We start from the raw sequence: 13715 nt of genomic DNA on the forward strand, positions 1-13715 counted from the left end.
GGAAACCTGGCGCAAACTCTCGATCAACCACCCACGCTGTTCGACCGCCGCACTGGCGCGGTGTGCCCGCGTGCCGTAGCAAGGCGTCATGGCCATGACAGAGCGGGCTGACCCCGCCCCTACCTCCGACGATACCCCGCCCGGCATGGGCCACGTCACCGCACGGCAGGTGGTCCTGTCGGCGGCGGCGCTGTGGCTGTGCTATTTCGTGCTGGTCTCGATCCGCTGGGCCCTGGTCGGGCCACCCGATACCGATCTGTCGATCTGGATCGAACTGCTGTGGCGCCGCGCGCTGGTGACCATGGCCGGCATTGCCGTGACCGTGCTGGCCTGGCCGCTGCTGCGCCGCTGGGATCATCGCCGGCTGGGCTGGCGCGTGGCGCTGGCGCTGGTGATCATGTTGCCGGCAGCCCTGTTGCTGGCACTGATCAACCAGCAGGCGTTTGCGCCGGTGGAGGCCCGCTGGGACCAGGAGGCGCAAAAGCAGGATGCCGGCCAGGATGCCGCCACGCGCAAGGAAGCTTCGCAGCGCAATACCGGCGGCAACATGCTGATCGATATTGCCCCACCCGCGCCGTCAGCGCCGGCGATCCCGCCCGAGCCACCCGAACCGCCCGCGCCGCCTGCGGCCGGCGATGTGCCGCCAGAGCCCCCTGCACCGCGAGCACCCAAGGCGGCACCGAAACGCGATAACGTCAGCGTGCGCCATCATGCCGATGGCACCACCGAAATCACCGCGCCAGGCGTGCATATCATCACGCGCGAACCAGCCACGCCCGCCACCACCGCGCAGGAGATCAACCAGGACATCAACAAGGACGAGGGCTGGCAGGAACTGACCGATATCGCGCTGGGCCGCTATTTCCTGCTGATCGCCTGGGCCGCGCTCTATCTGGCGCTGGGCAATGCCGAACAGCGCCGCGCTGCCGAATGGCGCGAAGGCGAATATCGCCGCGCGGCCAAGGCGGCGGAACTGCGCTCCTTGCGCTATCAGGTCAATCCGCACTTCCTGTTCAACACCTTGAATTCGCTCTCGGCGCTGGTCATGGTCGGCCGCACCGAAGAAGCCGAGCGGATGATCCAGACGATTTCCAGCTTCTATCGCCACAGCCTGGCCGGCGATCCTACCGCCGATGTCACCCTGGCCGACGAGATCGCGCTGCAGCGGCACTACCTGGCGATCGAAGGCGTACGCTTTCCCGATCGCTTGCGCGTGGAATTCGATGTGCCCGAGGATGTGAGCGAGGCCTGCGTGCCGGGCATGATCCTGCAACCGCTGGTGGAAAATTCGATCAAGTATGCCGTGTCGGCCACCACCCGGCCGGTGACGATCAGCATCCGCGCGCGCATTTCGGCCGGGCTGCTGGTGCTGACCGTGGCCGATGATGGCCCTGGCGCCGATCATGCCAGCCTGCCCACGGGCGGCACCGGCATTGGCCTTGCCAACGTGCGCAGCCGCCTGGCCGCGCGCTTTGGCGCCCAGGCGCGGGTGGAAAGCGCGCCTTTGCCGGCCGGCGGCTATGCCACCGTGCTGACCCTGCCCATCGTATCCAATCTTGCTTGAGGCCCCCATGCGCACCCTGATCGTGGACGACGAACCCCTGGCCATCGAACGCATGCAGATCCTGTGTGCGCGCATTCCCGCGTTGCAGATCGTGGGCACCGCCGCCGATGGGGCGGCCGCCCTGCGGCTGGTAGAGGCACTCTCGCCCGCGCTCGTGCTGCTCGACATGACGATGCCCGAACTCGACGGCCTGAGCGTGGCGCGCGCCCTCGTGCGGCAGAATCCCAAGCCGATGGTGATCTTCGTGACCGCGCACGATCACTTCGCGGTCGAGGCGTTCGATTGCGAGGCGGTCGACTATGTGCTCAAGCCCGTGGCGCAAGAGCGGCTGGAACGCGCGGTGGAGCGTGCCCTGTCGCGCCAGGCTGCCTTGGCCGATCCGGCCCTTGCCCCGGCGCCCACCGTGCCTGCGGCTGCCCCTGCTCATGACGATGCCACGGCCTCGGCCGCGCAGTGGATCGAGGAATTCTGGGTGCCCCACCGCAGCGAACTGGTGCGCGTGGCCGCCGGCGATATCGATCGCATCGATGCCGAGCGCGACTATGTGCGGCTGCACGTGGGCCAGCGCAGCTATCTCATGCTGCACACCATCCAGCGGCTGGAAGACCGGCTCGACCCGGCGCACTTCATTCGCCTGCACCGCTCCACCATCGTGCGGCGCAACCGCATCCTGGGGCTCCGTCACGATGGCCTGGGCGTGTGGTCGGCCGAACTGGCCGATGGCACCATGCTGCGCATCGGCCGGACCTATCTGGCCAAGGCCAAGGCCATGGCCGGACGGTAGGGGGTCAGGCCCGGGGCGCTGTCCGGCGATAGCTGAGCGCCTCGGCTACATGCACCCGGCCAACGCCTTCGGCCCCGGCCAGATCGGCAATGGTGCGCGCCACGCGCAGGATGCGGGTGTAGCCGCGCGCGGAGAGGCGCATCGCCTCGGCCGCCTTGAACAGCAGCTGGCGCCCGGCCTCGTCCGGCGTGGCAAAGCGGTCGAGCAGATCGCCGTCCAGCTCGGCATTGTTGCGCCGGCCGCTGCCTTCCAGCCGCGCGGTCTGGCGTGCCCGCGCGGCGCCCACCCGCGCAGCCACTTGCGCCGATCCTTCGGCCGGTGGCGGCAGGGCCAGATCCGCCGCCGATACCGGATCGACTTCTACATGCAGGTCGATGCGGTCGAGCAGCGGACCGGATACCTTTGACTGGTAATCGGCGGCGCATTTGGGCGCGCGGCTGCAGCCCAGCGCCGGATCACCCAGGTGGCCGCAGCGGCACGGGTTCATCGCCGCGATCAACTGCACCCGCGCCGGGAACGTTACGTGGGCATTGGCACGGGCCACCGTCACCTCCCCAGTTTCCAGCGGCTGGCGCAGCGAATCGAGCACCGCGCGCTGGAACTCGGGCAGTTCGTCCAGGAACAGCACGCCCAGATGCGCCAGGCTCACTTCGCCCGGCCGCACGCGCAAGCCGCCGCCGGTCAGCGCCGCCATCGAGGCGGAATGATGGGGGCTGCGAAACGGCCGTGCGCGGCTGATCCGCCCCTCTTCCAGCGTGCCCGCCACCGAGGCGACCAGCGAGGTTTCCAGCGCCTCGCCCGGCGTGAGTTCGGGCAGAATGCCGGGCAGGCACGAGGCCATCAACGATTTGCCAGCGCCGGGCGGGCCGATGAGTAAGAGATTGTGCCCCCCGGCAGCGGCAATTTCCAGCGCACGCTTGGCGGTTTCCTGGCCCTTCACCTGCTTGAGATCGGCCAGCCGCACCGGCGGCAGCGCCTCGCCCACTTCGGGTGGAGCCAGGCGTTGCGTGCCTTTCAGGTGGTTGAGCAGCGCGATCAGATCGGGCGCGGCAATCACATCGATGCCGCTGGCCCAGCGCGCCTCGGTGCCTTGCGCGGCGGGGCAGATCAGGCCCTTTTCAGTGCCGCTGGCGTGCAGCGCGGCCAGGAGTACGCCGGGGCTGGGGATGATCCGCCCATCCAGCGCCAGTTCGCCCACCGCCACGTAATCGGCAATGGTTTCGCGATCGACCACGCCCATCGCTGCCAGCAGGGCCAGCGCGATCGGCAGGTCGTAATGCGATCCTTCCTTGGGCAGGTCGGCCGGCGACAGGTTGATGGTGATGCGCTTGGGCGGCAGGCTCAGGCCCAGCGCCGCCAGCGCGGAATGCACGCGTTCGCGGCTCTCGCCCACGGCCTTGTCGGGCAGGCCGACCACACGGAACGAGGGCAGCCCCGGCGCCACCTGGCACTGCACTTCCACCGCGCGGGCTTCCAGGCCGAGATAGGCCACGGTCGAGACAAGCGAAACCATGCCGGCACGGTGGCCGATGGCGGCGCGGGGTCACAAGGGGGCGGGTGGGGGTGCTGCCAAATCGGTGGCAGTTGTTGGTGTCACATGCCCTCCCCCCGACCCCCTCCCGCAAGCGGGAGGGGGAGAAGCAGGATGATCCCCTTCTGCGTCCGGGAAGGGGAGAAGGGTTAGCTCCCCTCCCGCCTGCGGGAGGGGCTGGGGGGAGGGCGTGTTGCGCGTTTAGTGCGCCGCGCCCCAGCTCGGCCCGGTGCCGATCTCCACGCCCAGCGGCACGGTCAACTGCACCGATGGCGCCGCCGCCCCCGCCATCACCGCGCGAATCACCTCGCTCGCCGCGGCCACGTCTTCCTCGGGCAGTTCGAACACCAGTTCGTCGTGCACCTGCAGCAGCATCTTCACGCGCGGCAGCCCGGCTTCTGCCAGCGCGGGCAGCATGCGGGCCATGGCGCGCTTGATGATATCGGCGCTGGTGCCCTGAATCGGCGCATTGATCGCCGCGCGCTCGCTGCCCTGGCGCTCGGCCTGGGTGCCGGAATTGATGCGCGGGAACCAGGTCTTGCGGCCAAACAGCGTTTCGGAAAAACCGTTGGCGCGCACGCTTTCCAGCGTTTCGTGAATATAGCGCTGGATGCCGGGGAACCGCTCGAAATAGCGGTCGATCATCGCCTGGGCTTCGTCGGCGCTGGTGCCCAGCCGCGTGGCCAGGCCCCAGCGGCTGATGCCATAGAGGATGGCGAAGTTGATCGTCTTGGCACGGCCGCGAGTGTCGCGGTTCACCTCGCCGAACAGCTCGCGCGCGGTGCGGGCGTGGATGTCCTCGCCCTGCTCGAACGCTTCGCGCAACGGCGCAACGTCAGCGATATGCGCGGCCAGGCGCAGCTCGATCTGCGAATAGTCGGCGCTTAGCAGTACGTGGCCGGGTTCGGCCACGAAGGCCTCGCGAATCTCGCGCCCGATCTCGGTGCGGATCGGAATGTTCTGCAGGTTGGGATCGTTGGACGAAAGCCGCCCGGTCTGCGCGCCGACCAGGCTATAGCTGGTGTGGACGCGGCCGGTATCGGGGTTGATCGCGGCCTGCAGGGCATCGGTGTAGGTGCTTTTGAGCTTGGATAGCTGGCGCCATTCCAGCACCAGCGTGGCCACTTCCGCGCCCTGGCCGGCCAGCGTTTCCAGCACCGACTGGTCGGTGGAATACTGCCCGCTCTTGCCCTTCTTGCCGCCCTTGTAGCCCAGCTTGTCGAACAACACGTCGCCCAGCTGCTTGGGGCTGCCGATGGTGAACGGGCCGCCGGCCTTTTCATGGATCACGCCTTCCAGCCGCGCGATCTCGGCGGCAAAGCGGGTGGATAGATTGGCCAGCTGCTCGCGATCGACGCGGATACCGTGGCGCTCCATCTGCGCCACCACCGGCACCAGCGGACGATCGACCCGCTGATAGATGCGCGTGCCGCCCTCGTCGGCCAGGCGCGGGGCAAACAGCTGGTGCAGCCGCCAGGTCACGTCGGCATCCTCGGCGGCATAGCGCGTGGCGTCGGGCAGCGGCACTTCGGCAAACGAGATCTGCTTCTTGCCGCTGCCGCACACGTCCTTGAACAGCATGGTGGTGTGCTGGAGATGGCGCCCGGCCAGTTCATCCATGCCATGGCCGGCCAAGCCGGTTTCGCTGCGCCCGGCATCGAGGCAGAAGCTCATCACCATGGTATCGTCGATCGGCGCCACGGCAATGCCGTGCCGGGCCAGCACGGTCAGGTCATACTTGATGTTCTGGCCCACCTTGATCACCGCCGCGCTTTCCAGCAGCGGCTTGAGCGCGGCCAGCGCCGCCTCGCGCGGGATCTGCCTGGGCACCTCGCTGAACATGTCGGTGCCGCGATGGCCCAGCGGGATATAGCAGGCCTGGCCTGCGCCCACCGCCAGGCTCACGCCGACCAGATCGGCGCGCATCGAATCGAGCGCAGAGGTTTCGGTATCGATCGCCACCAGCCGCGCGGCAAAAGCGCGGTCGATCCATTCCTGCAAGGCTTCCAGCGTCTGCACGCACGGATAGGCGTCGCGGTCGATCGCCGGCCAGGTCGGCAGCGGCTGGCGCGTCGATTCGGCGGGCGCTGGCGTGGCCGCCTTGCCCGCTGCCGGCGAATCGCCCGCCGGCGCGGCCGCAGCGGCAGGCGCTGGGGTGCCCAGCTTGCGCAGCAGGCTGGTGAAACCATGGGTGGTCAGGAAGGCGGCCAGCGGCTCGGGCGGGATGGGGCCCAAGGCAAAGTCTTCCAGCGGCACGGGCAGCGGGCAGTCTTCCTTGAGCGCCACCAACTGGCGCGACAGGCGCGCCATGTCGGCCTGCTCGATCAGGCTGTCGCGCAGCTTGCCCGCCTTCATCGTCGGCGCGGCGGCGAGCGCGCCTTCCAGGCCGCCGTGTTCCACGATCAGCTTGGTCGCGGTCTTGGGGCCGATACCGCGAATCCCGGGCACATTGTCGACCGCATCGCCCATCAGCGCCAGGACATCGCCCACCAGCTCGGGCGGGACGCCAAACTTTTCCACCACTTCGGGAATGCCGATGCGCTGGTTCTTCATGGTGTCGAGCATGTCGACGCAGCCCGTGCCGCCCTGGGCGCATTGGCCCACCAGCTGCATCAGGTCCTTGTCGGAAGACACGATCGTCACGTCCCAGCCCTGGGCCGTGGCGGCGCGGGCATAGCTGGCGATCAGGTCGTCCGCCTCCAGGCCTTCTTCCTCGATGCAGGCCAGGCTGAACGCGCGCGTCGCATCGCGGATCAGCGGGAACTGCGGCTTGAGGTCTTCGGGCGGCGGCGGCCGGTTGGCCTTGTATTGATCGTACAGGGCGTTGCGGAACGTGATCGAGCTTTTGTCGAGGATCACCGCCAGGTGGGTGGGGCCATCGGCCTTGTGCAGGTCTTCGGCCAGGCGCCACAGCATGGTGGTATAGCCATAGACCGCGCCCACCGGCACGCCTTGCGGGTTGGTCAGCGGTGGCAGGCGGTGATAGGCCCGAAAAATATAGGCCGAGCCATCGACGAGATAGAGGTGGTTGCGGGAATCCATGGCCAGTGTCCTAGGCGGGGTGGACAAATTCCACAACGCCGGGCGTTGCCCGGCATGGCCGATCACGCGCGAGTCAGGCAAATCCGCCCATGCAGGCAGTATGTTGGATCATATTCGCACAGGTCTGGTGCTGAATCTGGAACAGGCCGCGCCGTTTGCGGTTGCACCCTTATGGATGTGTGCAGTTGCGTGAGAGAATGACGCAGATTTAACGCTTCATCGCTTTGGCAGGGCGCTTTGGCGCAGCAGCGCTCGCGCAAAAAACCCTTGCCGCTAAGGGCGATAGCGACGGCCCGTCGCAATGCTGTCGTCTTGTGCTTGCAAGCCGATGAATTGCCGATTAATTGGGACGTCGAAGTCTACCGTGGGAGTAGGCTTTGCGGCGGGCTTTGCCCGGCGCGGTTCACTTCAATCCAGGGATTGTAACGCATGCGCAAGCTCATCCTCGCCGCCGTCGCCGGCACCGCCTTCGCCCTCGCCGGCTGCTCGGAAAAGCCGGCTGACACCGCCACTGAAGCTGCCAGCGAAGCTGCTGACGCTTCGGCCGACGCTTCGGCTGCTGCTGCTGACGCCAGCGCTTCGGCTTCGGAAGCCGCCGCTGACGCGAGCGCTGCCGCGAAGATGTAATCCCCGCCCGCAAGGGCAGGTTACAGATAGAAAAGGGCGTGACCTTCGTGGTCGCGCCCTTTTTCGCGTGTGCGGCGCGAATCGCGATAAAACGGCTTGTGCGGCGCAGCGATGTCAGTGGCGTCCATCACCACCCCCGCTCCCCTCGGAAGAGGAGGGGAAGCAGAACGCCAAAAGCCCCCTCTTCTTTAGAGGAGGGGGCTTGGGGATGGTGCTGGGCCTTGCGCTAACGGGCTTCGACAAGCTCAGCCCGAACGGCGCTCGTCCTGGACTATCAACGCTCCCGTCCGCCCTGAGCCTGTCGAAGGGCGCTAGCGTAACGCGGCGTTACCGCCGGCGCGAAACTTCGCCCGTCAGGTTCGGTCCGTCTGACGGCTGGAGGAATCCGGTATAGAGCGCGCTGGCAATGCGCGCGATCATCCCGGCCTGGGCCGTGTGGTTTTCCGGCCCGGCCACGAAGATCGCCATGGCCAGGTGGCGGCCATCGGGCATGCGCACGATGCCCACGTCATCGGTCACCCCGGCCAGCGTGCCGGTCTTGTGGGCCAGCAGCACGCCCTCGGGCAAGCCGGCGCGGATGCGGTTGCGGCCGGTGCTGGTGCGGGTCATCGTATCGAGCAGCACGGCGCGGGCCTGTGGGCCCAGCGCGCCACCGCGGTCGATCGCCGAAAGCAGCGCGATCATCGCCCGCGGCGTGCTCGACGTGCCGGTGTCGATGGCGCGGGCCGGGTTGATTCGCCCATCGTCACGCACCAGCGTGGCCATGGTGTGATCAAGGTGCTGGCCGGAAATGCCGGTCTGCGTCAGGAAGCGGTTGACCGCGCCGATGCCACCTACCGCGGCGATCAGGCCATCGGTGGCGTGGTTGTCGCTGCGCGTGATGGATTTTTCGATCAGGGTCTGTGCGGTATAGACCGGGCCGGGGCGAACCATCGCCACGAGATTGCGGCGTCCGGCCGCCTCGGGCACCGGCATCATCATCGGCAGGGGCTGGTCCAGCCGGAACCGGCCCTGCTCCACCATCTGCAGGAACGTGGCGGACACGGCCACTTTGGCGGTGCTCGCCATGGGAAAGGGCATGTCGCCATTGATCAGCACTTGCCCGCCGCCGTCCAGGTCCATCGCGGCAACGCCCACGCGGCCGCGCGCGGCAGCAGCAATGGAGGCGACGCGTTGCTGAATGGCAAGGTCACGCGCGCTTTGCACCGCGGCCGGCGGGCGACTTTGCACCGCAGGCGATGTGGCCGCCAGGGCCGGAAAGGCTGCCAGTGCAGCAGCCAGGATGCGCAATTTACGCTTTGATGGAAGCCCGACCATTATGAGGGATTAACCCAACCCGCCTTATTATTTCGTTGCGCCACGATAAGCCATTGTGACTCTGGCGCAAAGGCGGGTGGTTCCCTGATTCGACGCCGCCCGGCGCATGCGCGCTGCGTTTCGTCGCAACTGTAAAACCGGTGGCCGGTTGCAAGGGCGGTGGCGGGCAAATTGCGCGGCCCGCCGGGCGCTTCAATCGTCCATGTCGTGCATCATCTGGTCGGGCGCCAGATCGCTGAATCGGGTAATCCGCGCCTCGAAACGCAGGCGCACCTTGCCGGTGGAGCCATGGCGCTGCTTGGCCACGATCAGCTCGGCCAGGCCGAACACGCGCTCCATCTCGGCCATCCAGGCGGCATGGGCTTCGTGGGTCTTGGCGTCATCGCTTTCGACCGGGCGCTTGGGCTCGCGCGAGGCAACGTAATAGTCTTCGCGGAACACGAACCAGACCATGTCGGCGTCCTGCTCGATCGAGCCCGATTCGCGCAGGTCCGAGAGCATCGGCCGCTTGTCGTCGCGCTGTTCCACCGCGCGCGACAGCTGCGACAGCGCGATCACCGGAACCGCCAGTTCTTTGGCCAGAGTCTTGAGCCCGCGCGAGATTTCCGAGATTTCGTTGACGCGATTGTCGGATTTGCCCGAGCCGGACAGCAGCTGAAGATAGTCGACCACGATCAGGCCGATATCGTGCCGGCGCTTAAGCCGGCGGGCGCGGGTGCGCAGCGCACCGATCGAAAGGCCGGGGGTATCGTCGATGAACAGCGGCAGCTCGGCCAGGCGTTGGCTGGCGAACGAAAGCTGCTGGAAATCCTCGCGGCTGATCCGGCCCATGCGCAGCGATTCGGAACTGATGCCCGATTGTTCGGCCAGAATACGCGTGGCGAGCTGGTCGGCGCTCATTTCCAAGCTGAAGAAAGCGACCGCCGCACCGACCGAATCCTTGGCCGGTATGCCGCGCGCCATGTCATCGCGCAGCCGGTCGGCGCAGTTGAACGCGATGTTGGTGACAAGCGAGGTCTTGCCCATGCCGGGGCGGCCGGCGAGGATGATAAGGTCGGAATCGTGCAGGCCGCCGATCTTTTCGTTGACCGAGGTAAGGCCGGTGGTCGTGCCCGAGATGTGCCCGCCCGACAGCAGCGCCTTCTCGATCATTTCCAGGCTGGCGCGGGTGGCTTGGCCAAAGGTCTGCGCTTCGTTGCCGGTCTGCGCGCCTTCGGCCACGGAAAACAGCGCCGCTTCGGCCTGCTCCACCTGCTTCAACGGCTCGACCGTCTCGCTGGTGTCCATCGCGCCTTCGACCAGGTTGCGGCCCACGCTGATCAATTCGCGCAGCAGCGCCAGGTCATAGATCTGTTGCGCCAGCTCGCGCGGTGCCAGCAGGCCCTGGCCATCGGCGGTGAGGCGGGCAAGGTAGGCGGTGCCGCCCAGTTCCTTGAGTTCCTCGTCGCTTTCGAAATAGGGCTTGAGCGTGACCGGGGTGACCACGGCCTTGCGATCGATCAGCGCCAGGATCCGCTCGAACACGCGCCCGTGCACCGGGGCAAAGAAGTGATCGGGCCGCAGCGGCACGGTCATTTCTTCCATGATGCGGTTGTCGATCAGCACGGCGCCCAGAAAGGCGGCCTCTGCCTCGACATTGGCGGGAAGCGCACGGACCTCACTGGCCGGACGCGCGAGAATGGCTTCGCTGGCGGACATGCCTGTCAAAATGAACCAGTCTCAAGGGTGTGGCAAGGCGGCGACGTGCGCGATCCGCGCAGGCGTTTTCCACAGGCTGTGGACGGTTTGGCCCCCTCTTCCACCAAGGTAGCATGCTCTGCGCCCGGCAAGGCGCTTGCTGCGCGGCCCGCCATGTTGCAACACTCGAGATCTTATGGCGGACCCGCGCATCTCGCATATCGAGCTGGACGAAACGACGATCGTCTGGCGCAACGCCGATGTGGAGCAGGAGCGCCGCGTGGCGATCTTCGACCTGATCGAGGAAAACACGTTCCGCCCCTTGCGCTCCTGCGCCGCCGGTCATGAAGGCCCCTATCGCCTGCGCCTCTCGGTGCTCGATGGCCGCCTCACGCTCGACATTGCCGACGAGAGCGGCAGCCTGCTGGAAAGCATCGTGCTGGGCCTGGGGCGGTTCCGCCGCCCGATCCGCGAATACTTCGCGATCTGCGACAGCTATTACCAGGCGATCCGCCGCGCCACCGCGCAAGAGATCGAAACGATCGACATGGCCCGGCGCGGGGTCCACAACGAAGCGGCCGAAATGCTGCTCGAACGGCTCGACGGCAAGGTGGAAACCGATTTCGCCACGGCGCGCCGCCTGTTCACCCTGATCTGCGTGCTGCATATCCGGGGGTAGGTACGCAGGGGCATGGCCCCCCTCCGACGGCCTGCGGCCGCCACCTCCCCCCGCGAGCGGAGGGAGGATCAAAAGCCCCATCCTCTTTAGAGGAGGGGGTTTGGGGGTGGTGGAAATCTGCGCGAGTCCGGACGCCGTCAATTTTGACGTCATCCTGCCCATGCCCTATGGGCCGCGCTTTCACACCAGGGCTTGGGCGAATCTCTTTCATGGCAAAGCGCAGGAATTCGGCGTTGCGGCGCGCGCTGGCGGCATTGCTGCTGGCCGTGCTGGTGGGCGCGGGCCTGCTGTGGTGGCAATCGCGTGTGTGGCGGCCTGATCGGCAGCATTTTCCGGTGCAGGGCGCCTGGGCCGATGTGCATGATGCCCCGATCGATTGGCGCCTCCTCAAGGGCGATGGCGCCGATTTCGTCTATCTGACGGCCAGCGAAGGCCCGCAGCGGCGCGACGATGCCTTTACCGACAGCCTCGACCAGGCGCGCACCGCCGGGCTGCAGGTGGGCGCGGTGCATGTCTATGATCTGTGCGCGCCGGGCGATGCGCAGGCGGCCAATTTCGTCACCATGGTCCCGCGCGAGGATGCGCTGCTGCCCCCGGCGGTCGCGCTCGATATCAACCAGCGCAGCTGCCCCACCCCGCCAACCGAAGCCGCGCTGCAAAGCGAGTTGACGACGTTCCTCAACCAGGTGGAAATGCACGCTGGCAAGCCGGCGATCCTGATGCTCTCGCGCGGGATCGAAAGCCGCTATCACTTGGCCGCGGTGATCGATCGCAACATCTGGGTGCGCCAGGACTATATCGAGCCTGGCTATGCCGGCCGGCCTTTCGTGATGTGGACCGCCACCGATCGCTACCACGGCAAGGCCGCGCCTGGCCCGCTGCGCTGGGTGGTGGTGCAACCCTGATGGATTTGAAGATGATGCCTGATGACGCCACCCGCACCGCGCTGATCGCCGCTGCCCGCGCCGCGCGCGAAACCGCCTATGCGCCCTATTCGCATTTCACCGTGGGCGCTGCGCTGCTGTTCGGCGATGGCAGCGTGGTGACCGGCTGCAACGTCGAAAACGCCAGCTATGGCCTGTCGCTCTGCGCCGAGACCGTGGCCAGTGCCACGGCCACCGCCGCCGGTGGGCATGCCGGTCAGCGCGGCGGGCTGGTTGCCGTGGCCGTGGCCGGCGGGCCCGAGGGGGTGGATGGCGAGCCGATCACCCCATGCGGCCGCTGCCGCCAGGTGTTGTATGAACAGGCTGCGCTCGGCGGCACCGACCCGCTGGTGCTCAGTGCCGGGGGCGACGGGGTCGTGGTTGAAGAACGCCTGTCATTCCTGCTACCGCGCGCGTTCGGCCCGGCCTACCTGGGTTGAGCTTTTTTCTGGCTGCACACGCAAAGGACCGGCCTTGTCCATTCTTTCCGACAAGTGGATTCGCAACAAGGCGCTGACCGAGGGCATGATCGAGCCTTTCGTGGAAAATCAGCGCCGCGATGGCTGCATCAGCTATGGCCTGTCATCCTATGGCTATGACGCGCGCGTGGCCGATGAATTCAAGATCTTCACCAATGTAGATTCGGCCGTGGTCGATCCCAAGGATTTTGCCGCCAACTCGTTCGTCGATCGCAAGACCGATGTCTGCGTGATCCCGCCCAACTCGTTCGCGCTGGCGCGGACCGTCGAATATTTCCGCGTGCCGCGCGATGTGCTGGTGATCTGCCTCGGCAAGTCCACCTATGCCCGCTGTGGCATCATCGTGAATGTCACCCCGCTCGAACCCGGCTGGGAAGGACACGTGACGCTGGAGTTTTCCAACACCACGCCGCTGCCCGCGCGCATCTATGCCAACGAGGGGGCGTGCCAGTTCCTGTTCCTGCAGGGCAACGAGCCGTGCGAGGTCAGCTATGCCGATCGCGCCGGCAAATACATGGGCCAGCGCGGGGTAACTCTGCCGCGCCTGTAATGGCGCGGCGGTTCAGCGCGCCTCATGCCGTGGCATAGGCTTCCGCTTCGGCGGCGATGAGAATGTCGGCTAGCATCCAATAGGCTTCGCCCCAGGCGGCCAGCACGGCATCGGTCGCCACCTCGGCGCCCAGCACATCGCGAATCGCCGGCAGCAGCGCCTCTGCCACCAGCGGATAGTGTTCCGCCTTCACGCCGGTTTCCACGTGGCGCGCCACCATGCGCTGTACCGGACCGGTGAGCGCGCCGAGTTTGTCGATATTGCGCGCATAGGCCAGGATCGCGGCCGCCAGCCGGCGTGGCTGTTCGCCGCTGTCCTGCGCCGCACGATCAAACATCGCCGCCACTTCCGCGTTTTCGAACAAGCGCTTGTACATGGCGGTGGTGATGGCGAGCCCATGCTTTTCCAGCGCCGGGGCAGTAGCCTTGACCGTGGCGATGGCTTGGGCGGAAGCGGTTCGCATCGACGTTCTCCTAATGTGGTATTCAAAATACCGGTATTTGTTTTACTTGATTCGTGCAAGCGCTTTGCCGCAGGCTGGG

At 66.8% G+C, this 13715-nt stretch carries 12 protein-coding genes; 7 read left to right on the top strand and 5 right to left on the bottom strand.

Features of this window, described 5'->3' with window-relative positions; genetic code table 11:
* Positions 1-94: 94 nt before the first annotated feature.
* Together IP65_RS10610 and IP65_RS10615 are read left to right on the top strand one after the other, a co-directional pair.
* Positions 95-1564 carry a sensor histidine kinase gene (locus IP65_RS10610; RefSeq protein WP_054131698.1) on the top strand — a complete coding sequence of 490 codons (1470 nt, stop codon included), beginning with the start codon at positions 95-97 and terminating at the stop codon, positions 1562-1564.
* A gap of 7 nt (positions 1565-1571) precedes the next feature.
* Complete coding sequence (locus tag IP65_RS10615) at positions 1572-2348, top strand: LytTR family DNA-binding domain-containing protein (RefSeq protein WP_054131699.1); 777 nt, start codon at positions 1572-1574, stop codon at positions 2346-2348.
* 4 nt (positions 2349-2352) lie between these two features.
* Here the strand turns inward: IP65_RS10615 and IP65_RS10620 are convergent, their stop codons facing one another.
* The gene (locus IP65_RS10620) at positions 2353-3861 is read right to left on the bottom strand and encodes a YifB family Mg chelatase-like AAA ATPase (RefSeq protein WP_054131700.1); all 1509 of its coding nucleotides are present in this window, start codon (positions 3859-3861) and stop codon (positions 2353-2355) included.
* A gap of 219 nt (positions 3862-4080) precedes the next feature.
* Complete coding sequence (gene polA, locus IP65_RS10625) at positions 4081-6921, bottom strand: DNA polymerase I (RefSeq protein ID WP_054131701.1); 2841 nt, start codon at positions 6919-6921, stop codon at positions 4081-4083.
* A 429-nt stretch (positions 6922-7350) separates the two neighbouring features.
* On the opposite strand from polA, the gene IP65_RS10630 reads away from it, so the two are divergent.
* Entirely contained in the window at positions 7351-7548 is a 198-nt protein-coding gene (locus IP65_RS10630) for a hypothetical protein (RefSeq protein WP_022677666.1), read from the top strand.
* A gap of 327 nt (positions 7549-7875) precedes the next feature.
* Here IP65_RS10630 and IP65_RS10635 read toward each other — a convergent pair whose 3' ends face one another.
* On the bottom strand, positions 7876-8838 hold the full coding sequence (locus IP65_RS10635) for a class A beta-lactamase (protein WP_022677664.1): 963 nt from the start codon (positions 8836-8838) through the stop codon (positions 7876-7878).
* 219 nt (positions 8839-9057) lie between these two features.
* Positions 9058-10563, bottom strand: coding sequence for a replicative DNA helicase (locus IP65_RS10640; protein ID WP_054131702.1), 1506 nt, complete (start codon positions 10561-10563; stop codon positions 9058-9060).
* Between the two features lie 175 nt (positions 10564-10738).
* On the opposite strand from IP65_RS10640, the gene IP65_RS10645 reads away from it, so the two are divergent.
* From IP65_RS10645 to dcd, 4 genes are all read left to right on the top strand, one after another.
* Positions 10739-11221, top strand: a complete 483-nt coding sequence (locus tag IP65_RS10645; protein ID WP_022677662.1) for a UPF0262 family protein — start codon at positions 10739-10741, stop codon at positions 11219-11221.
* A gap of 209 nt (positions 11222-11430) precedes the next feature.
* Positions 11431-12126 (top strand): glycoside hydrolase family 25 protein, encoded by a 696-nt coding sequence (locus IP65_RS10650; protein WP_054131703.1) that lies wholly within the window; start codon positions 11431-11433, stop codon positions 12124-12126.
* Between the two features lie 11 nt (positions 12127-12137).
* The gene (locus tag IP65_RS10655) at positions 12138-12584 is read left to right on the top strand and encodes a cytidine deaminase (RefSeq protein WP_054131852.1); all 447 of its coding nucleotides are present in this window, start codon (positions 12138-12140) and stop codon (positions 12582-12584) included.
* A gap of 34 nt (positions 12585-12618) precedes the next feature.
* Complete coding sequence (gene dcd / locus IP65_RS10660) at positions 12619-13173, top strand: dCTP deaminase (RefSeq protein ID WP_022677659.1); 555 nt, start codon at positions 12619-12621, stop codon at positions 13171-13173.
* A 22-nt stretch (positions 13174-13195) separates the two neighbouring features.
* Here dcd and IP65_RS10665 read toward each other — a convergent pair whose 3' ends face one another.
* Complete coding sequence (locus tag IP65_RS10665; RefSeq protein WP_054131704.1) at positions 13196-13636, bottom strand: globin domain-containing protein; 441 nt, start codon at positions 13634-13636, stop codon at positions 13196-13198.
* Positions 13637-13715 lie beyond the last annotated feature (79 nt).

The organism is Novosphingobium sp. AAP1 (genome assembly GCF_001295765.1).
Taxonomy (GTDB): Bacteria; Pseudomonadota; Alphaproteobacteria; order Sphingomonadales; family Sphingomonadaceae; genus Novosphingobium; species Novosphingobium capsulatum.